Origin of the sequence: Lacimonas salitolerans (assembly GCF_042677865.1) — a bacterium.
Lineage (GTDB): Bacteria > Pseudomonadota > Alphaproteobacteria > Rhodobacterales > Rhodobacteraceae > Lutimaribacter > Lutimaribacter salitolerans.
Genome location: NZ_JBHUDD010000149.1, coordinates 1 through 20,448, shown reverse-complemented (window position 1 = coordinate 20,448; position 20,448 = coordinate 1). Strand labels below are relative to the sequence as shown.

Genomic DNA, 20,448 nt, shown 5'->3' with positions numbered 1-20,448 from the left:
CGCGTCGCGCCACTGCCGTGACTCGCGCAACAATCAACCCCGGGCCGGATCAGCCCCGTTTCGGCCTGTCCCCGGCACGTTGTCGCATCATCTGGAAATGGTGCAAACCGGTCGCATCTTTGGGTCATACACGCACAAGAGGACCCGAAAGAATGGACGCCCTGATCCTGTCGCGCATCCAGTTTGGCGCGAACATCTCGTTTCACATCCTGTTCCCGACGATCACCATCGCCCTGGGCTGGGTGCTGCTGTTTTTCCGTCTGCGCTACAACCAGACCGGGCAGGAGGCCTGGATGCAGGCCTATCGATTCTGGGTCAAGGTCTTTGCGCTGTCCTTTGCCATGGGTGTCGTCAGCGGCATCACCATGTCGTTCCAGTTCGGCACCAACTGGCCCGGCTTCATGGAGACCGTGGGCAATATCGCGGGGCCGCTGCTGGCGTATGAGGTGATGACCGCGTTCTTCCTCGAAGCGGTGTTTCTGGGCATCATGCTGTTCGGCATGTCGCGCGTGCCCGGCTGGCTGCACACGCTGTCGACATTCCTTGTGGCCTTTGGCACCACCATGTCGGCCTTCTGGATTCTGGTGCTGAACAGCTGGATGCACACGCCCGTCGGCTTTGAGATGCGCGATGGCGTGGCCCATGCGACCGACTGGTTTGCCATCATCTTCAACCCGTCCATGCCCTACCGTCTGGTGCATATGCTGCTGGCGTCCGGGCTGACGGTGGCGTTCCTTATCGCGGGCATCAGCGCGTTCCGCTGGCTGCTGGGCGATCGCTCGCCGGGCATCCGCCGCACGCTGAAAACCGGGCTGGTCATGGGTGCGCTGCTGATCCCCGTGCAAATCGTGGCGGGCGACATGCACGGGCTGAACACGCTGGAACACCAGCCTGCCAAGGTGGCCGCGATGGCGGGCAACTGGGAGACCCGTGGCAACGTCCCCCTGCTGTTGTTCGCGATCCCGGACGAGACCGCGCGCGAGAACCGGATGGAGGTTGCCATTCCCAACGGCGCCTCTCTGATCCTGATACACAAGGCGGATGGCGTGGTGCCGGGGCTGAACGACTTTGTGGCCGAGGATGGCACCGTCACCCACCCGCCGGTGGCACCTGTTTTCTACAGCTTTCGCATCATGATCGGCACGGGTGTCGCCATGCTGCTGCTGTCCTGGGCGGCGGTGGCCGTGATGTGGCGCCGCGGCGGAGTCGATGGTCTGCCCAAGCCGCTGCTCCTTGCGATGGTGCCAATGGCGTTTTCCGGCTGGGTCGCCACCCTGGCGGGCTGGTACACGACCGAGATCGGCCGCCAGCCATGGCTGGTGCAGGGGGTGCTAAGCACGAAACAGGCCGTGGCCGATGTGCCCGCCCCGTTGGTTGCGACCTCTCTGGCGGCATATCTGGCCGTCTATGCCCTGCTGCTGACGGCCTACATCGGCGTCATCTTCTACCTCGCGCGCAAGGCGGCGCGCGGCGAACCCATCCCCACCCCCTCGCCGCAGTCGGGCGAGGCCCTGGTCCAACCGGCGGAGTAAACCCATGGATATGTTCGGTGATCCTGAAATCTGGCTGCCCGTCGCCTTCGCCACCCTGATGGGCCTGTCAATCCTGATCTACGTCGTGCTCGACGGGTTCGATCTGGGTGTCGGCGTGCTGTTTCCGCTGGCCGAGGAGGACGAGAAGGACCGCATGATCGCCAGCATCGGCCCGTTCTGGGACGCAAATGAAACATGGCTGGTGCTGGCCATCGGCATCCTTCTGGTGGCCTTTCCGGTGGCCCATGGCACCATCCTTACCGCGCTGTATCTGCCGGTTGCCATCATGCTGATCGGGCTGATCCTGCGCGGCGTCGCGTTCGAGTTCCGCAGCAAGGCCCCCGCCCCGTGGAAGGCGACGTGAAACAACGCCTTCTTTGTCGGGTCGCTGATGACCTCGCTGTCGCAAGGCTTCATGCTGGGCATCTACATCATGGGGTTGGCGATCACCCCGCTGACGCTGGCCTTTGCCACCGTCACGGCGGTGTTCCTGACCGTCGCCTACAGCTTTATCGGCGCGGCATGGCTGATCCTGAAGACCGAAACCGCGCTTCAGGCCAAGGCAGTGGCTTGGGCGCGCGGCGGCATCTGGGGCGTCGTGCTGGGGCTGGGGGCGATCTCGGCCGCATCGCCGCTGGTCAGTCAGCGCATCTTTGACAAATGGTTTTCGGTGCCCGAGATCTTTCTGCTGGCCCCCTTGCCACTGTTCTCGGTGGCGTTGATCGCGGTGCTTTGGGCGGTGCTGCGCCGTCTGCCCACCCGCGATGACAGCTTTGCCTGGGTGCCATTCGTCGCGGCAGTGTCGCTGTTCGTGCTGGGGTTCTTTGGCATGGCCTACAGCTTTTACCCCTATGTGGTGCCCGAGCAGATCACCATCTACGAGGCCGCCAGCGCGCCCGAAAGCCTGTTCATCATCCTGATCGGCACGATCTTCGTGCTGCCGATGATCCTGGGCTACACGGTGCTGGCCTACACCGTGTTCCGGGGCAAGGCGCGGCCGCTGTCCTATGAGTGACGGGCCGCGAACCGGCCTGTCTGCACCCACGTCCGACAGGATTTATGCGGCATCCGCCGCCATCCGGCGCGAAAACGCATAAATCCTGCCGCTTCAGCCCTTTAATTTATTCCGTATTCTGAATATATCCTGATCAAACGCCCGAACAGGACTCCCCGGAATGACCCCGCCCAAGCTGACCCGCGCCGCGTTCGAGCGGCACCTGCCCATTCTGCAATGGTCGAAAACCTATACCCGCGACACCTTTACGTCGGACGCCGTCGCGGCGGTGATCGTCACCATCATGCTGATCCCGCAATCGCTGGCCTATGCGCTGCTGGCGGGACTGCCTGCGGAAATGGGGCTTTATGCCTCGATCCTGCCGCTGGTGGCCTATGCGATCTTCGGCACCAGCCGCGCGCTGGCCGTGGGGCCGGTTGCGGTGGTGTCGCTGATGACCGCTGCCGCCATCGGCAACCTGGGCCTGACCAACCCGGCGGATTACGCGCTGGCGGCGATCACGCTGGCCTTTATCTCGGGGATGATCCTGACGGTGATGGGGGTCTTGCGCCTTGGGTTTCTTGCCAATTTCCTGTCCCACCCGGTGATCGCGGGGTTCATCACCGCCTCGGGTATCCTGATCGCCAGTTCGCAGCTGAAACACATCATCGGCGTCCCGGCCGAGGGCCATACCCTGATCCAGATCTGGGGCGATCTGCTGGCCAACCTGACCCTGATGAACCCGATCACCCTGATCCTTGGGGTGACGACGCTTGGCTTTCTGTTCTGGGTCCGCAAGGGGCTGAAACCGCTGCTGCTGTGGACAGGCATGAAGCCACGTCTGGCCGATATTCTGGCCAAGGCCGGGCCGGTGGCCGCCGTGGCAGCGACCACGCTGGTGGTCTGGTTCTTCGATCTGGAAAACAAGGGCGTCGCCATCGTGGGCACCGTTCCGATGGGCCTGCCACCGCTGACCGCACCCTCGTTCGACCCCGACCTGTGGCGGCAATTGTTTGTTTCAGCTCTGCTGATCTCGATCATCGGGTTCGTCGAATCCGTGTCGGTGGCGCAGACGCTGGCCGCCAAGAAGCGCCAAAGGATCGTGCTGGATCAAGAGCTTGTGGGCCTTGGCACATCAAACATCGCCGCCGCGATCTCGGGCGGGTATCCGGTCACCGGGGGGTTTGCGCGTTCGGTCGTGAATTTCGACGCAGGCTCGGAAACACCCGCCGCCGGGGCCTTTACCGCCATCGGCATCCTGCTGGCCGCACTGCTGCTGACGCCGCTGCTGTTCTTTCTGCCCAAGGCCACGCTGGCCGCCACAATCATCGTTGCGGTTCTGTCACTGGTCGATTTCTCGATCCTGAAGAAATCCTGGGGCTATTCAAAGGTCGATTTCGCCGCCGTCGCCGCCACCGTCCTGCTGACCCTTGGGCTGGGCGTGGAAACGGGCGTGTCCGCAGGTGTGGTCCTGTCCATCGCGCTGTTCCTGTACAAGACGTCGCGCCCGCATGTGGCCGAGGTCGGCCTTGTCCCCGACACCCAGCATTTCCGCAACATCCTGCGCCACAAGGTCCAGACCAACCCCGAACTGGTGACCCTGCGCATCGACGAAAGCCTGTATTTCGCAAATGCCCGGTTTCTTGAGGATTACATCTACAACCGCATCGCCTGCGACGAGCCGATCAAACACGTGGTACTGATGTGCTCGGCGGTGAACGAGATCGACATGAGCGCGCTGGAAAGCCTTGAGGCGATCAACGAGCGGCTGCGCGATCTGGGCATCAGCCTGCATATGTCCGAGGTCAAGGGCCCGGTGATGGACCGCCTGAAACGCAGCCACTTCCTGGATGATCTGACCGGGCAGGTGTATCTGTCGCAATACGATGCCTGGCGCGTCCTGACCGGCCCGCGCGCGGTGGACAGCCCGGCGGCAGACGACTAGAACCGGGGCATGGCCCGGATCGTTGCAGTCGAAACAGGAACGGACAGGATGCTGTGGCGCGTGTCGGATGGCGTGGCGACGGCGGTGGACAGCGGCCAGCCTGATCTTACGGTCAGCGATGCGCAGCCGGCGCAGGGCTTTCCCTGCGCTCTTGCCGGCTTCGGCCCGCTGACCCAGACCAGCCCGCCCGATCACCTGCCGGCGCTGGCGCGGCTGATGACCTCGGGGGCCGTGGCCGACAGCCCGAACTGGGATGGCGTGGTGCTGGTGATCGGCACCGACAGCGCCCACTGGACCCATGTCAGCACGTCCGAGGCGATCAGCACGCTTGGCACCGTCACCCCGCGCCTTGCCGGGATGCTGACCGCCAGCGGCCTGCTGGATCAGACCGCGATGGAGGCCACGCTCAGCCGCCCCGAGCGTCTGGCCACCGCGCTTTACAGCACCCCGAATGACGCGCTGTCGCACCTGATCGGCGCCGATCTGGCCGCCGCGAAACGCTGGTGGCTGGGTCAGCAGATCCGCATCATCGGCACCGGCGCGCTGGCGCAGGGGTTTGCCGATGCGCTGATAACCCAAGGCGCGCCAATCATCCAGACCGACCCGGCCAGTGCCACCGCACGCGGCCTAGTGGCCCTGATGGCAGCCTGACACCAACGGGCCTTTCCCACCGCCACGCGCCGTGCAATATGCCGGGCATGGACGCCACACTCCTCTCCGGCCTTGCGCTTTTCGCCTTCGTCTCGTCGATCACGCCGGGGCCCAACAACATGATGCTGATGGCCTCGGGCGCGAATTTCGGGTTTCGTCGCACCATTCCGCACATGCTGGGCATCGGCATCGGCTTTACCCTGATGATCGTGCTGGTGGGCCTTGGCCTGATGCAGGTCTTTGATGCCCTGCCGGTGCTGCATACCGCGCTGACATGGGTGGGCGTCGCCTATCTGGTCTGGCTGGCGTGGAAGATCGCCCATGCCGACATGCCCAGCACCGACGGCGGCAAGGGCACGCCCATGACGTTCCTGCAGGCCGCGCTCTTTCAATGGGTCAACCCCAAGGCCTGGCAGATGGGGCTGACCGCGATCACGCTCTATGCGCCCGACCGGTCCTGGCAGGCGATTGTGCTGGTGGCGGTGATGTTCGGGCTGATCAACTTTCCCTCGGTCAGCACCTGGACGGTGCTGGGCCAGCAGTTGCGCCGCATCCTGTCCAGCCAGCGGCGTTTGCAGGTGTTCAACTGGTCGATGGCGGTGCTGTTGCTGGCCTCGCTTGTCCCGGTGCTCTGGCCCGCGTGACCGGCGCGCCGATTGCATTTTCGCCCGTCACCGGCCATATAGCCGCAAACACCGCTGGAGCAGCCGGAATGACCAACTACCTCGACTTCGAAAAACCCCTGGCCGAGATCGAAGGCAAGGCCGAAGAGCTGCGCGCCATGGCCCGCAAGTCCGAAGGCATGGATATCGAGGACGAGGCGACGGCGCTGGACCGCAAGGCCGCGACCATGCTGCAGGATCTGTACAAGTCCCTGACGCCGTGGCGCAAATGCCAGGTCGCCCGCCACCCCGACCGCCCCCATGCCAAGGATTACATCGAGGCGCTGTTTGCCGAATACACCCCGCTGGCGGGTGACCGGAACTTTGCCGACGATCACGCGGTGATGGGGGGGCTGGCGCGGTTCGACGATCAGCCCGTGATGGTGATCGGCCACGAAAAGGGCAATGACACAAAATCCCGGATCGAGCGGAATTTCGGCATGGCCCGCCCCGAAGGCTATCGCAAGGCGGTCCGCCTGATGGACATGGCGCACCGCTTTGGTCTGCCCGTGGTCACGCTGATCGACACGCCCGGCGCCTATCCCGGCAAGGGCGCCGAGGAACGCGGCCAGTCCGAGGCGATCGCCCGCAGCACCGAAAAATGCCTGACCCTTGGCGTGCCCATGGTCAGCGTCATCATCGGCGAGGGCGGATCGGGCGGGGCCGTGGCCTTTGCCACCGCCAACCGCGTGGCGATGCTGGAACATTCAGTCTATTCGGTCATCAGCCCCGAAGGCTGCGCCAGCATCCTGTGGAAGGATTCCGAAAAGATGCGCGAAGCCGCCGAGGCGCTGCGCCTGACCGCGCAGGACCTGCACAAGCTAGGCGTGGCCGACCGCGTGATCCCCGAACCCCTGGGCGGCGCGCATCGCGACAGCACCGCGGCGATCCAGTCGGTGGGCGAGGCGATCCGCGCCATGCTGGCGGAAATGAGCGGTCAGAAACCGGCCAAGCTTATCGCCGACCGCCGCCGCAAGTACCTGGACATGGGCACGCGTGGTCTGGCTGCCTGAGCTTCCTCTCTCTGCAAATATCCCGGGGGGGTCCGGGGGGCTGGCCCCCCGGCTTTTGTTGCGTTCGCAGGCCTGACCACTGTGATCCCTGGTCTTGTCGCGTTCACTCCGGCGGCAAGACCTTGCCCGGGTTCAGGATGCCGTTCGGGTCCAGCGCGGCCTTGATCGTGCGCATCGTGGCGATCGCCACCTTGTTCTTGCGCCGCGCCATCGACCCCAGCTTGCCCTGCCCGATCCCGTGCTCGGCCGAAAACGACCCGCCAAGCCGCAGCACCTCATCCTCGACCGCCTCGGTCATGGCGTCCTTGACCTGCGGATCCTCGGAACTCATCCAGACCGCGTAATGCACGTTGCCGTCGCCCAGATGGGCCACAAGGATCGGTTCGGCCTGCGGGTCGATCGCCGCCACCCGCGCGCGCATCCGGTCCAGGAACACCGCGACCTTGTCCAGCGGCACGGCGATATCGTTGTTCGACACCGGCCGCCCCGCGCCCAGCACGACTTCCGCCGCTGCCTCGCGCCGTTCCCACATCGCCTGTCGTTGCGCGTCGTTCTGCGCCACCACGGCATCCAGCAGCAGGCCTTCCTCGAACATCGCGGCCAGCGTTTCTTCCAGGTGCGCGGCGATGGGGATTGTGCCATCCGGCCCGGGCGTCACGTCGCGCGGGGCGGTCGCGCCGACCTCGACCATGATGTTGATGTCGTGCATGTCCTCGAACGGGGCGCGGTTGGCGGGGTTCAGCGCCAGATGCGCCTGAATGTAGTTGCGCGGCATGTATTCGAACGCCTCGACCCCGCCGCCTGTCGCCTCCTGCAGCCGGTTCAGCAGCACCAGCGCCTGATCCAGCGACGCAACGGCCACCATCGCGGTGGCATAGGCGCGCGGTTTCGGCATCAGCTTCAGCACCGCGCCGGTGATCACGCCCAGGGTGCCCTCGGCCCCGATCAACAGGTGTTTCAGGTTGTAGCCCGAGTTGTCCTTGTGCAGCTCGCTCATCAGGTCGACGATTTCGCCGGTGGGCAGCACGGCCTCGATCCCCAGCACCAGATCGCGGGTGTTGCCATAGCGCAGCACGTTGGACCCGCCCGCGTTGGTCGACAGCACGCCGCCCACCATGGCCGATCCCTTGGCCCCGAAGGTCAGCGGAAAGATCAGCCCCTGCGCATCCGCCGCCGTATGCACATCCGACAGGATCACCCCGGCGTCCACGATGGCGATGCGGGCGTCGGCGCGAATTTCGCGGATTCGGTTCATCCGGTCCAGCGACAGCGCGATCGCACCATTGGCCTGCGCGCCCCCTGCCAGCCCTGTGTTGCCGCTGACCGGGACCACCGTCGTGCCGGTCTCATTGGCCAGCCGGATCACGGCGGCCACCTCGTCCGTGCTGGTGGGCCGCACCACGGCGATGGGATCTGAGGGGAAATACCCCGTCCAGTCGCGCGCCCAGCGTGCGCGATCATCGCCCGTCATCACATTTTCCGCACCCACGATGGCGCGCAATTCGTCCAGCATCCTGTCCCTCCCGCGTTGATGGGCGCAAAGTCGCGCACAGCGGACTGCTTGGCAAGAGAGTGCGCATCCTGTCGCAGGGCGGTGGAATTGATGATCTGTTTACTTAGTTTTGTCGAATACCTGCAAAAGACATTCACCAGAGGGTTCCAGATGCTGACCATTCTACGAAAGTCCTACGCTCCGTTCATGCTGGCCTGTCTTGCGATTGCCGCGCTGATCGTGCTGGCGCCGTTTGCCCGCGCGTCCGAATTCCGGTTTAACTCGATCGACGGCGGCCAGATCGATCTGGCCGACTGGCGCGGCAAGCCGGTGCTGGTGGTCAACACCGCCTCGCGCTGCGGGTTCACATCGCAATATGACGCCTTGCAGGAATTGCACGAGCGTTTTGGCCCGCAGGGCCTGCTGGTGCTGGCCGTGCCGTCCAACGATTTCCGGCAGGAACTGGCGAGCGAGGAGGAAGTCAAGGAATTCTGCGACGTGAATTTCGGCCTGACCCTGCCCATGACCACGATCACGCCGGTTAGGGGCGCGGGCGCCCATCCGTTCTACAAATGGGTGGCGCAGACCAACGGGTTTGTCCCGGGCTGGAATTTCAACAAGATCCTGATCGGACCCGATGGTGACGTGATCGAGACATGGGGCGCGCCCGTGCGACCGACCTCGGGCGCGGTGATCAACCGGATCGAACCGCTTTTGCCCAAGGCGTAAGCCGCCTCAGTGCCCCTCGTCCAGCTTGGGCGAGGGGCGCGTCAACGCCAGATCGGCATCCGAAAAGTGAAAGGGCGACCGTACGCCCGGCACGCCATCCAGATCGACGCGCAGTCCGCGCGCCTGCACCTGCGGATCGTCGAACACGGCGGCCATGTCATTGATCGGCCCGGCGGGGATGTTGTTGTCCTCGCAACCCTGCAACAGGTCGGCCTTGGTCCATTTTCGCGTCTCGGCCATCAGCAGGTCGATCATTTCGGGCCGGTTTGCCACCCGCACGGCGTTTCGCAGGAAACGCGCGTCCGTCGCCATCCAGTCCAGCCCCAGCAGCGCGCACAGCCGCTGATACTGTCCGTCATTTCCCGTGGCGATGATGATGAACCCGTCCGCGCAGTCGAACACCTGATAGGGTGCCAGGTTGGGGTGGTAATTGCCTGTCCGGCCTGGCGGCGTGTCGGTGGCAAGATAATTCATTGCCTGATTGGCCATGGCCGACACCGCGCAATCCAGCAGCGCCATGTCGATATGCTGCCCCTTGCCGGTGATGTGGCGCTGGTGCAGCGCCGCCAGAATGCCCGAGACCGAATACAGCCCGGTGAAAAGATCGGTGATCGCCACGCCCGCGCGCTGCGGCTGGCCATCGGGATCGCCGGTGATCGACATGAAGCCCGACATGCCCTGAATGATGTAATCATATCCCGCGCGATGCGCGTATGGCCCGGTCTGGCCGAACCCGGTGATCGAGCAGTAGATCAGCCCGGGGTTGATCGCGCTCAGGCTGTCATAGTCCAGACCGTACTTCGCCAGGCCGCCGACCTTGAAATTCTCGATCAGGATATCGGCATCCTTGACCAGTTCGCGCACCCGCTCCTGCCCCTCGGGCGTGCGGAAATCCACCGCGATCGAGATCTTGCCGCGATTGCAGCTGTGGAAGTAGGCGGCTGTCCTGTCGGTGCCACGCTCGATGAACGGCGGGCCCCATTGCCGGGTGTCGTCACCGGCCAGCGCCTCGACCTTGATCACCTCGGCACCCAGATCCGACAGGGTCTGACCGGCCCAGGGGCCAGCCAGAATTCGCGCCAGTTCGACGACCTTCAGTCCTTCAAGCGGGGCTGGCATCACTCCGCCAGCTTTTCGTCGATGATCGCCTTCAACTCGGAATAGGGCATGTTGGGGTGCTTTTCGCCGTTAATGACCAGCGACGGGGTGCTGCTGATGTCATCGACATCGGCGTTCTGCTGGAACCAGGCCACCAGCGTCTGTGCATTCTCGGCGTCCGACAGGCAGGCATCAAGCTGATCGTCGCTCAGCCCCGCGACCTTGCCGATGCGGCGCAGGTTTTCCGCGATCTGCGCCGGCTGGCCATCGCCCATCCAGTCGCGCTGCTGACGATACAGCATGTCGGTGATGCCGAAAAAGCGGTTCGGCTCGCACCGGGCCACCATCGACGCCCACAGGCCCGGACGGTCGAAATAGACATCGCGGTAGACGAACCGCACCTTGCCGGTATCGACATATTCGGTTTTCAACTGCGCCGCCGGGCCGACATGAAAGGTCGCGCAATGCGGGCAGGTAAAGGACGCGTATTCGATCACGGTGACCGGCGCGTCGTCGGGGCCCATCGCCATTTCCACGACGGAGGAGGTATCGACATCCGCCGCTTCCTGCGCGTTGGCGGCCCCAAGGTCGGGCAGGCTGCTGCGCTGCCCGAGCGAGAAGAATCCGGCCCCTGCAGTCAGTACAAGTGCCCCGGCCCCGATCATCAAGGTTCTGCGGTTCATTGGGTGGTCCCTTTCGTTTGCTTGGCCTTGGATAGAACGTTGCGCGCCAGAACTTCAAGCGCATCACGCAGGCCGGTGTCGGTCACGCCCTCGGCCACCTGTGCCGCCTGTTGCGTCACCTCGCGGTCCGGGGCGGGTTTCGTGGGTGTCGGCGCGCGTCCGAACTGCGCCTGCCCCTCGGCAAAGCCGGTGGGCGCGGTCTGGGTGATGCGCACCCGCGCGATGGCGTTGTAGCCGTAGACCGCGTTCACACGCGCGCGCAGCTTGTCCTTTTGCATTTCCAGCATCGGAGCCTGCGCGCCGGTGGTCAGCACGGTCAGGGTGGCCCCGAACCCTTGCCGCCCGTATTTCACATCGACGGGGCGGGCGACGGCGGCGATATCGCCCCCCACCACCTCGTCCCAATGGGTCAACAGGCGGGTGACGGAAAAGCCGCGCCCCTCGCTTGCCTGCCTGATGCGCTTTTGCAAAAGGCTGGAGGTGCGTGAAAAACCGTATGTGCTGCCGCTGTGGCGTGCCATGCTTGCATCCTTGCGTTACACGCTATTCTAGGGATTGGTACGGCGCGTGCCAGTGAAACCGCCGACACGGAGGAATAAACATTGCGTGACACACCACAGGCATCCGAGCTGCTGGCATGGTATGACCGCCACGCCCGCGACATGCCGTGGCGCGTGTCGCCGGGACAGCGGCGCGCGGGCCAGCGGCCCGACCCGTATCGCGTCTGGCTGTCCGAGGTGATGTTGCAGCAAACCACCGTTGCCGCCGTGCGCGGCTATTTCCACCGCTTCACCCTGCGCTGGCCCACGGTTGCCGATCTGGCGGCGGCCGAGGATACGCAGGTGATGGCCGAATGGGCGGGGCTGGGATATTACGCCCGCGCCCGCAACCTGCTGAAATGCGCGCGGGCGGTGATGGCGGATCATGGCGGACGCTTTCCAGACACGCGCGACGGCCTGCTGGACCTGCCGGGCATCGGCCCATACACCGCAGCGGCGATATCGGCCATCGCGTTCGACCAGCCCGAAACGGTGGTCGATGGCAATGTCGAACGCGTCATGGCGCGGCTGTTTGACGTGGCAACGCCGCTGCCCACCGCCAAGGCCGAACTGACCCATCTGGCCGCAGGGCTGACCCCGCGCGACCGGCCCGGAGATTATGCGCAGGCAGTGATGGACCTGGGCGCCACCATCTGCACTCCGCGCAACCCGGCCTGCGGCATCTGCCCCTGGCGCACGCCCTGTCGTGCGCGTGCGGCTGGCACCGCCCCGGACCTGCCGCGCAAACTGCCCAAGAAACCCAAGCCCGTGCGCGTCGGATATGCCTATGTCGGGCGACGCACCGACGGAGCCTGGCTGCTGGAGCGTCGCCCGGACAGTGGCCTGCTGGGCGGGATGCTGGGCTGGCCCGGCAGCACCTGGTCCGAGGTGCAGCCCGCGCGCAATCCGCCGATGCTGGCCGACTGGCAGATGCTGCCAGAAGAGGCGCGTCACACCTTCACCCATTTCCACTTGCGGCTTAAGGTCCTGATTGCCGATCTTCCCGTTGACGCGGACCCGAACGCGGGGCACTTCGTCGACAGGCATGCGTTTCGCCCGTCGGACCTGCCCACCGCCATGCGCAAGGTTTTCGATCTGGCGCGGGATGCGTTCACAACTGAGGGTGCGGGCATTGGCAAGGATACAGGCCATGGCTGACCGTTTCGTTGAAATCCCTGAACAGCGCGCCGCGCAATTGCGTGACGCCCTTCCCTTCTGGCTGTCGCTGCTGCTGATCCCGGTGGCATGGCTGGGGGCCATCAAGGGCGGCTGGACCGTCATCCTGCTGCCGGTGATGACGTGGTATTTCTTTTCTCTGCTGGACGCGCTCCTGGGGCTGGGCCGCGCCAATGCCGACCCCGAAACCGACGAGGCGCGGCTGACATGGCACCGGGCGATCACGCTGATCTGGCCCTTTGCGCAATTCTTCACCCTGTTCGGAATCATCTGGTATGTTACCGGGCCGGGCGATGCGCATCTGGGCACGCTGGAAACCATCGTGCTGTTTTTCGGCATGGGCGTGATCACCGGCACCGTGGGCATCAACTACAGCCACGAGCTGATGCACCAGAAGAACAACACCGAACGCTGGCTGGGCGACATCCTGTTGTCGATGGTGCTGTATTCGCATTTCCGGTCGGAACATCTGCGGGTGCATCACCTGTATGTCGGCACCCCGCGCGACCCGGTGACCGCGCGCTATAACGAAGGGTTCCACCGCTTTTTCCCGCGCGTGGTGCGATCCTCGCTGATCTCGGCCTTCAAGGCGGAAAAGGAACTGCTGGCCCGCCGTGGCGAGGGCTGGACCAGCCGGAAAAACCCGTTCTGGCGCTACTGGGCCTTGCAGGGGCTGATGCTGGTGCTGGCGCTGATCGTCGGCGGTTGGGAAGGGCTGGCGCTGTTCGTCTTTCAGGCTTTGGTGGCCATCTGGCAGCTGGAGCTGGTGAATTACGTCGAGCATTACGGCCTGACCCGCAAGCATCTGGGCGACGGCAAATACGAACACGTCAAGCCACACCACAGCTGGAACGCCGCGCACAAGGCGACCAACTGGCTGCTGATCAACCTGCAACGCCATTCCGATCACCACTACAAGCCCGACCGGCGCTTTCCGCTGTTGCAGAACTATACCGAGGCCGACGCCCCGCAACTGCCCTATGGCTATCCGATCATGACGATGGCCGCGATGGTGCCGCCGGTCTGGCGGCGCGTGATGAATCCGCGGGTGCGGCGCTGGCGCTCGATGTATTACCCCGAAATCATTGACTGGATGCCATACAACAAGGCGCGCAATCCGCTGCCACGCTAAGGTCGCCGTCAGCCGCGCGGCTGACGCGCGGCCAGATGGTCGGCCAGACGCAGCGCCAGAGCGATCATCATCAGCGTCGGATTGACATGGCTTGCGGTCGGCAACACCGAACCGCCGGCGGCGTACAGCCCCTCGACCCCGTGCACCTTGCAGTCGGTATCGACAACGCCCTCGTCTGGCCGCTGCGACATCCGCGTGGTGCCCATCATGTGGCCCAGATCGATTGTCACCGCGCGGTCCGGTGCGGCATCCACAACCCAGTCCGAAAGCTGCGGGCGTGGCAGGCCCAGGCCGGTTGTCGCGGCCGCGAACTGCTGCCCGATCCGCAGCAGGTTGGCGCGGGCCGCCTCGCCGGCAGTCCAGAACACGAAGGGACGCTCAAGACCAAAGGCATCGCGCTTGTCCGACAGCGTCACCCGATTCTCGGGCAGCGGTGGCTGTTCGGTCGTCGCCTCGATCCGCAAGCCTGACAGCTTCACCGGAAGCCGACCGTTCTGGAAGTCCCGGGCGACAGTGTTGGGAAACAGCCGCAGCGCCACATCGACGATCACCCTCGAGATCGGCCGGGGTATGTAATTCCTTTCAATCGCGCGCGCCGTGGCACCGCGCACGATCCGCACCGGGCTGCGCGCGACGGACATCGCGTCCTTCAGAACCGAGGGGCTTTGCCGCTTCAGGATGCGTTTGGCGGCGGTGAACGGGTCGTCATCCGCGCGCTCTTCGTTCACGAACAGCGCCCCGTTCAGCGCGTGCTCGGCCCGCTGCCATGCAGGGTCAAGCGCAAGCCCGTGCATGTAGACATGCGTGCGCCCGCCTTCGCGGTACCCGTACAGGCCAAAGCGTGCGGCAAGATCTGCTGCGGCCTCCTTGTCGAAACGGGCGATCGTGGTGGTCGGGTGGTCGGTCAGGTATCGGCCCACGGTGTCATGGGTGTTTCCCAGCCCGCGCGGATCGGCGTCGCGCGACAACAGCAAAAGCCGTGCGTTTTCGATCGTGCTGGCAGCCAGGATACAGATCGGGGCTGCAACCTCGACCCGGCCACCCGCAAGGCTGCGCGCCTCCAGGCCGGTGACACTGCGCCCCTCGGTATCGGTCAGTATGCGCGTGACAGTCGCGTTGGTCAGAACGCGCACGCCATCGGGCGGATCAGCCGCGAAATCGGCACCGAAACGCATGATATCGGTCACGCTGCGCCGCGATCGGGCAAATTTCCAGAAAACGGTTCGGAATGCAGTCTCCGACAGGGGCGGCTCGGGCGGGGTATGCCCGATCCGATCCCAAAGCGTGGCATCATACGGCCCCGGCCCGAGGTTCAGTAATTCCTCGGCCTGCGCAAGCCATGGTTCAAGCGCGTCCTTGGTCACGGGCCAACCCGAAAGCGGCACCTAGTCCCGCGCCTCGAAATCGATCTGGTCAAACGCCGCCGATTTGCCCACCCAGGCCTGCGTCGACCCGCCAAGCCCCCGGCAGCGCAGGCCATAGGTCTGGCGCGCGCCATCCCAGTGGGTTGTCAGGCTGCGGTGATACGAATCGCGGGCGGCGAATTCCTGGTCGCTCCAGCAACCATCTGCGATATCGACCGCATTCAGCGCCTCATGCGCGTCGTCCTCGGCCAATCCGCCACTTTCCAGGACCACGATGTTGCGCATGTGCCCCGCCAGCGCGCGTGCCAGCGTCAGGCCGCACGCCCCGCCCCCTACAATCGCGACATCGGCGCTAAGCCGTGTCACATTGCCGATTTTATCCAAGCTTTGAATTGTCATTCCGACCGTTTCGCCCTAGCTTTCGATTGTAGCTTTTATGAACGGGTGTGGGCCTGCAACACGCAAAAGCCGATCGGGGGCAAACGAGTTTGCCTGTGTGGCTGGTGTGCTTATCGAACAACACCAATAATTGTATGGACGGGTCTGATCATGCCACGTTTGGGTTTGCGCGAGTGGTTCGCTGTTGGTCGTGTGATCGCGCATGGTGACCTTTTACGGACCTCCAGCAGCCTGCGGCTTTGCCAGAAATTCGAACGCGGTCTTGCCCGCCGGCTTGGTGCGCGCCACACACTGGCCGTGAACAACGGCACGGCGGCGCTGATCACCGCATTGCAAGCCTGCCGGATCGGCCCCGGCGACGAGGTTCTGGTATCGGCCTACACCTGGATGGCCAGCGCCGCGGCTGTTTTGCACGTCGGCGCGGTGCCGGTTCTGGTCGAGATAGACCAGACCCTTACCATGGACATTGACGATCTGGCGGCCAAGATCACGCCCCGTGCCCGCGCCATCATTCCCGTGCACATGAACAACCGGCCCTGCGACATGGACCGCCTGTTGGATATCGCGGCCAAGCACGATCTGCGCGTGATCGAAGATGCCTGTCAGGCAATCGGCGTGCGCTACAAGGGTCGCGCCTGCGGGACGATCGGCGATGCGGGCACCTTCAGCTTCAACCAGATGAAGAACATGACCTGCGGCGAGGGTGGCGCGGTTCTGACATCCGACGATCTGATCTACGAGCGCGCCTATTGCGCCCATGACATGGGGGTGAACTTTCGCAAATTCGCGCCCCATCGCACGGACCAGGAATTCGTCGGCGGGAATTTCCGCATCAGCGAGATCGAGGGTGCGATCCTGAATGTCCAGCTTTCAAAGCTGCCCGGGCGGATGCGCGCGATGCGGCGGCGGGTTGCTGCGATGGAACCGATCCTGAAAAAGGCCGGTTTGCCGATTGCGCCGCACAACAACCCCGGCGAGGCCTGCAGCATCGTCGTGACCTTCGACACCGAGGCGGAAGCGATCGAATTTGCCGAAAACATCGGGGTTCGGCGGCTTTTCGACAATTCCAAGCATGTCTTCACCAAGTGGACCGCCATTCTGGACGGTCGGATGGCCCATCCCCGGTTCGACCCATGGGCCTGGGCCGAGGACGTGTCGCCCCCGTCGGCAGACGAGTGCCCCCGCACGCTTGATCTGCTTTCACGAAGCTGCGCGATCAGCCCGATCCTGCAACTGCCTCATCCTGCGGCGATTGTGCTTGCGCACCGGCTTGCCAAAAGAGTGCCTGAAAGGAAATCGTGACGGTCTGGCCGCGTCAGAGATCGTGGATGCGTCCGGGCCGGCACCGGCCACGCAGCAGATCACGAAACGCCAGAATGTTGCCTGTAAGTCGGCCCCGCCGGTCGATCCACGGTTCGGGCCACAGCGACTTGGCGCTGTTGGCCAGCACATTGCCGGTGACCAATTTCAGCGCCCGCGCCCAATGATATGTGCCCTTTCGCACCAGATACACCGGATTGGCGATCTGCGAGTATCCGAGCCGCCGACCGCTGATGCGCCCTGTCTTGGTGGCCAGATGCACCCCCCTGAGGTGCGGGTCCTCGACAATCCGGCCAAAGGCGGCCATGCGACGGGAAAAATCAAGGTCCTCCAGCCAGCCATAAAGCGGCAAGATCGTGTCGAAACGCTCGGGATATGCCCGGATAGCAGCGCCACGCACCGCCATGTTGCACCCGTACGTCGAGTAAACGGTGCGCGGCGCGGCATCGGCATCGACCGGCACAGCGCGTTCCAGCATGGACAGACCCTCGGCGTGATCGTAGCCGGGGCCACGCAGACCGTCGGCCAGCACATGGCCGGTGGCCATCACCACATCCTCATGGGTGGCGAAAAGGTTGCGCAGGGCGGTCACGCTGCCCTCCGCGATCAGGAAATCATCGTCGATAAAGAAGACGATCCCGGCGTCACCCGCATGGTCCAGCACCGTGTTGCGTTGCGCTGACGACCCTTTGGGCCCGTGCAGCACATCAACCTTGAAGGGCAGATCGTCCAGCCCCGTGGCATCCACATCCGCCGGATTGGCGACCGATACAACCACCCGGTCGGGCCGGTCTGCCAAATTGGCCATGTGGAGCACCGTTGTGCGAACCACTCCGGCCCGGCCCGTGGTGGCAATGCCGATGACGACACTCAACCGGTCCCGTGGTAGCGCAGCAACGGATTGATGAGCCGGATCGGCAGGACTCTGGCTCTGCGTCGGCATGCGAAGGCTTTTGTTCATCACAAGTTCCATCACACGGAAACGCCCCGCCCGTTCGGTTGCTGCGATGCCAGCACATACTGGCCATAGGTTTCGCCATATTGCGCGACCACATCAAGATCGACCGCGTTCAGCGTCAGGCCCACCTTTCCGGTATCTCCGCCGAGCCGGGTCAGCGCCTCTTGAACGACATCGCGTGGCGTGTCTTTCCAGCGCACGACAAAAGCCACCGAATCCGATAGGCGCGCCAGCAATGGCGCGTCGGCCATGTTGGCGACCGGTGGGCCATCGATCACGATCAGATCATAGGCTTTGCGCGCCTCGGACAGATAGCGGGGAAGATTGCCCCCCGCAAACAGATCGGTCGGGCTGGTGACGGGCGCACCCGTCGGCAGCAGGTCAAGTTCACCCGCACCGGGCGCAAGGTCGTGAAAGGCGTATGTCCGGGTGCGCATCACCTCGGTCAGCCCTTCGTCCTGCTCGGCCCCGAAAAGACGCGTGGTTCCGCCACGTCGCAGGTCGGCATCGATCAAAAGCACGTTCAGCCCTGCAGAACTTGCCGAGGTGGCCAGCGCCGAGGCAAGGCTGGTCTTGCCTTCACCGGGTACCGCCGATGTCAGCAGCAACACTGGCGCCCCGCTCACCGAGTCGCGGCTGGACAGCTCGTGGCGAAGCAGTCGGACAGCTTCGGCATATGGCGACATGGGCAGATCGCGCACCATATCCCAGGCCGAGTCCCTGGGCGGCAGCATCGGGATGCTTGCCAGCACCGGACGCCCAAGCGTGCGTTGAATCTGGCGCGCCGTCAAGAATCCCGGCTGCATCGATTCACGACCATACCCGATCCCGATTCCAACCGTCGCGCCCAGCGCGAGAAAGAAGATGATGACGGCCTTGGGCGTCGGAAAGCGCGCTTCCAGCGGTGCATTGGCCGGATCGATCACCTCGACCCCGCTGATCAGGTAGGTGATGCTTTCATCCACCAGACCCGCGTTGTTGAGATACCGCTCGTAAAGAGCGCCATAGGCCGCGGCGCGACGCTCCAGTTCGCGCATCTCGACGCTGGATCGGCTGGCCTCGCCGGTTTCGCCACCGGCCTGGGTCAAGGCATCGACGATGAGTTGCTCGCGCACCTCCAGTGTCTCGATCTCGTTTGCGATCAGATCGAGAATCCGCTGAACCTCGTCGGTCAGTTGCCGCTGGATCGCAGCGCGCTCGTCCCGCAGGGCGGTCATACGCGAGTTGGTCGTGCTGGGGCCGCCAAGGGCCGTTTCACGGCGCTCGAGTTCAAGCAGCAGAGCTCGGAGTGTCGCAAAAATCTCGGACCCCTGCATTTCCGGAAGGGATTCCGTGGTGCCCCCCGATGACACCACCTCGGTCGCGCGCGAATACACAGCCCGACGCTCCGCAAGCGCGGCACGTGTGTTGATGAGTTCGGAGTTCAGCTCTGTCAGCCGCTGCTCGGACAGCGTGATGCCGGGTTCGCCCGACACCAGATTGTTGTCGATCCGAAAGGAGGCGACAGCGTCCTCGGCCTGCGAGAGCTGAAGCTGCAATTCGATCGCGCGCTCGTCCAGCCAGCCGGCCACGCGCGACGCTTGCTGAAACTGCGACGCCTCACGGTTGGCGACAAAGGAGGTACCGATCGTGTTTGCGATCCTGGCGGCAAGATCGGGATCGTTGGCGATTGCCCGTATGCTGATGATTCCGGTGTCACCCTCGCGATTGACATACAGGTTGTCGCGCAGGGTACGCACGGCATGGGCCGTCACCGGATCCAGCCGGTCCAGCAGTGCCGCATCCTCGGCGCGAAGCTCGGGTGAGGTTGCAAAGACCGCGAGGGCCTCTTCGATCCGTTCCTCCAACCAGCCTTTTGGTTCGGACTGAAAGAATGGCTGGCTGGTCAGGTCCGCCCGGTCCACGACGTCGGTCAGGACCTGAGTGGACTGAATGATATAGACCTGACCTTCGACAAAGGCGTCGATAGCCGCCGCGGCAGAGGCCTCGGTCTCAAGCGGGCTGCGCGCCGGAGGCTCGACCATAAGAAGGACTTCGCCTTCGTAAAGCAGTTCCATGCGCGACACGAGCACAGCCCCGAGAACACCGCCGACCAGCATGCAGATCAGCACCTCGCGGAACCGACGGCGCAGGAATGCCCCCCATTGCCGGAACATGTCGGGGAGGGTTTGACTTTCATAGCCGTCCGCGAATGTTTCGGCGCGGCCGCCGGTTGGTGCTGTCTCGTCCATGCGCCCTCTCATCACGAGCCCGTCCTTCGCAGCACGACCAGAGCGGTCAGAAAGAAAATGCTCACATCCCTACGCAGGGTCATGGTCTGCACATAGCGTAGGTCCATCTGCACCCGCTCGGCATATGTGGTCGCGCGTCCGCGACCGACGACCTGCCACAGTCCGGTCATGCCGGGGCGAACCGACAGGATGACCCCAGCCACGCCGCCGTAGCGCGACAGTTCCGCGTCCGTCACCGGGCGTGGCCCGACGATGCTCATGTCGCCGCACAGGACGTTCCACAATTGCGGCAATTCATCGAGGCTGGAGCTACGCAGGAACCGCCCGAACGGTGTGACTCGGGTATCGTTGGTGAGTTTGTAATGCTCGCGCCATTCGGCGGCTGCATCGGGATCACTGGCCAAGATCGCATCAAGCCTGCGGTCGGCATCTGTCACCATCGTCCGAAATTGGTCCCTTCGCGATTTGTGTGGGTTAAGGCGCACTGGCCTGTTCAGGGTCGCACCAGATGTTGTTGTCACGACGTGAGG

The 20,448-nt window shown here is 64.3% G+C and carries 18 protein-coding genes and 1 pseudogene; 10 read left to right on the top strand and 9 right to left on the bottom strand.

The genetic code is table 11. The annotated features are described in order from the left end of the window. Positions 1–152: 152 nt before the first annotated feature. The 6 genes and pseudogenes from ACFTOW_RS16310 to ACFTOW_RS16285 all read left to right on the top strand — a co-directional run bounded on the left by ACFTOW_RS16310 (position 153) and on the right by ACFTOW_RS16285 (position 6,797). A complete protein-coding gene (locus ACFTOW_RS16310) occupies positions 153–1,532 on the top strand; it encodes a cytochrome ubiquinol oxidase subunit I (RefSeq protein ID WP_379917632.1) in 1,380 nt (459 codons plus the stop codon). Between the two features lie 4 nt (positions 1,533–1,536). After that, positions 1,537–2,547, top strand: a pseudogene (locus ACFTOW_RS16305) (cytochrome d ubiquinol oxidase subunit II). 160 nt (positions 2,548–2,707) lie between these two features. Beyond that, a complete protein-coding gene (locus ACFTOW_RS16300) occupies positions 2,708–4,471 on the top strand; it encodes a SulP family inorganic anion transporter (RefSeq protein ID WP_379917630.1) in 1,764 nt (587 codons plus the stop codon). 9 nt (positions 4,472–4,480) lie between these two features. Then, positions 4,481–5,122, top strand: coding sequence for a 2-dehydro-3-deoxygalactonokinase (locus ACFTOW_RS16295; RefSeq protein ID WP_379917628.1), 642 nt, complete (start codon positions 4,481–4,483; stop codon positions 5,120–5,122). 47 nt (positions 5,123–5,169) lie between these two features. After that, positions 5,170–5,766, top strand: coding sequence for a LysE family translocator (locus tag ACFTOW_RS16290; RefSeq protein ID WP_379917626.1), 597 nt, complete (start codon positions 5,170–5,172; stop codon positions 5,764–5,766). A gap of 68 nt (positions 5,767–5,834) precedes the next feature. Beyond that, positions 5,835–6,797, top strand: coding sequence for an acetyl-CoA carboxylase carboxyltransferase subunit alpha (locus ACFTOW_RS16285; protein ID WP_379917624.1), 963 nt, complete (start codon positions 5,835–5,837; stop codon positions 6,795–6,797). 103 nt (positions 6,798–6,900) lie between these two features. Here ACFTOW_RS16285 and ACFTOW_RS16280 read toward each other — a convergent pair whose 3' ends face one another. After that, complete coding sequence (locus tag ACFTOW_RS16280; protein ID WP_379917621.1) at positions 6,901–8,310, bottom strand: FAD-binding oxidoreductase; 1,410 nt, start codon at positions 8,308–8,310, stop codon at positions 6,901–6,903. Between the two features lie 186 nt (positions 8,311–8,496). Between ACFTOW_RS16280 and ACFTOW_RS16275 the strand changes: the two genes are divergently transcribed. Then, positions 8,497–9,018, top strand: coding sequence for a glutathione peroxidase (locus tag ACFTOW_RS16275; RefSeq protein ID WP_379917674.1), 522 nt, complete (start codon positions 8,497–8,499; stop codon positions 9,016–9,018). A 6-nt stretch (positions 9,019–9,024) separates the two neighbouring features. On the opposite strand, the gene ACFTOW_RS16270 is transcribed toward ACFTOW_RS16275, so the two are convergent. Genes ACFTOW_RS16270 through ACFTOW_RS16260 form a run of 3 tightly spaced genes read right to left on the bottom strand, consistent with a single transcriptional unit; the run spans position 9,025 to position 11,320 of the window. Continuing rightward, complete coding sequence (locus tag ACFTOW_RS16270; protein WP_379917619.1) at positions 9,025–10,137, bottom strand: CaiB/BaiF CoA transferase family protein; 1,113 nt, start codon at positions 10,135–10,137, stop codon at positions 9,025–9,027. Further along, entirely contained in the window at positions 10,137–10,799 is a 663-nt protein-coding gene (locus ACFTOW_RS16265) for a DsbA family protein (protein WP_379917617.1), read from the bottom strand. Before ACFTOW_RS16265 ends, ACFTOW_RS16270 begins: the two co-directional genes overlap by 1 nt. After that, positions 10,796–11,320 (bottom strand): DUF721 domain-containing protein, encoded by a 525-nt coding sequence (locus ACFTOW_RS16260; RefSeq protein ID WP_379917615.1) that lies wholly within the window; start codon positions 11,318–11,320, stop codon positions 10,796–10,798. Before ACFTOW_RS16260 ends, ACFTOW_RS16265 begins: the two co-directional genes overlap by 4 nt. An 81-nt stretch (positions 11,321–11,401) precedes the next feature. Between ACFTOW_RS16260 and mutY the strand changes: the two genes are divergently transcribed. Next, positions 11,402–12,496: an A/G-specific adenine glycosylase gene (gene mutY, locus ACFTOW_RS16255; RefSeq protein WP_379917613.1), complete on the top strand. Its 1,095-nt coding sequence runs from the start codon at positions 11,402–11,404 to the stop codon at positions 12,494–12,496. Continuing rightward, a complete protein-coding gene (locus ACFTOW_RS16250; RefSeq protein WP_379917611.1) occupies positions 12,489–13,646 on the top strand; it encodes an alkane 1-monooxygenase in 1,158 nt (385 codons plus the stop codon). The genes mutY and ACFTOW_RS16250 overlap by 8 nt, the downstream gene beginning before the upstream one ends. A gap of 8 nt (positions 13,647–13,654) precedes the next feature. On the opposite strand, the gene ACFTOW_RS16245 is transcribed toward ACFTOW_RS16250, so the two are convergent. Together ACFTOW_RS16245 and ACFTOW_RS16240 are read right to left on the bottom strand one after the other, a co-directional pair. Next, entirely contained in the window at positions 13,655–15,031 is a 1,377-nt protein-coding gene (locus tag ACFTOW_RS16245) for a GMC oxidoreductase (protein ID WP_379917609.1), read from the bottom strand. Then, complete coding sequence (locus ACFTOW_RS16240; RefSeq protein WP_379917606.1) at positions 15,032–15,376, bottom strand: NAD(P)-binding protein; 345 nt, start codon at positions 15,374–15,376, stop codon at positions 15,032–15,034. It lies immediately after the preceding gene. Between the two features lie 183 nt (positions 15,377–15,559). On the opposite strand from ACFTOW_RS16240, the gene ACFTOW_RS16235 reads away from it, so the two are divergent. Then, the gene (locus ACFTOW_RS16235; protein WP_379917604.1) at positions 15,560–16,711 is read left to right on the top strand and encodes a DegT/DnrJ/EryC1/StrS family aminotransferase; all 1,152 of its coding nucleotides are present in this window, start codon (positions 15,560–15,562) and stop codon (positions 16,709–16,711) included. Positions 16,712–16,724: 13 nt separating this feature from the next. Here the strand turns inward: ACFTOW_RS16235 and ACFTOW_RS16230 are convergent, their stop codons facing one another. The 3 genes from ACFTOW_RS16230 to ACFTOW_RS16220 are packed head-to-tail and all read right to left on the bottom strand — an operon-like array spanning position 16,725 to position 20,358. Continuing rightward, positions 16,725–17,672: a glycosyltransferase family 2 protein gene (locus tag ACFTOW_RS16230; RefSeq protein WP_379917672.1), complete on the bottom strand. Its 948-nt coding sequence runs from the start codon at positions 17,670–17,672 to the stop codon at positions 16,725–16,727. A gap of 29 nt (positions 17,673–17,701) precedes the next feature. Further along, the gene (locus tag ACFTOW_RS16225) at positions 17,702–19,918 is read right to left on the bottom strand and encodes a GumC family protein (protein WP_379917602.1); all 2,217 of its coding nucleotides are present in this window, start codon (positions 19,916–19,918) and stop codon (positions 17,702–17,704) included. Positions 19,919–19,929: 11 nt separating this feature from the next. Then, positions 19,930–20,358: a sugar transferase gene (locus ACFTOW_RS16220; RefSeq protein ID WP_379917600.1), complete on the bottom strand. Its 429-nt coding sequence runs from the start codon at positions 20,356–20,358 to the stop codon at positions 19,930–19,932. Positions 20,359–20,448: the final 90 nt, after the last annotated feature.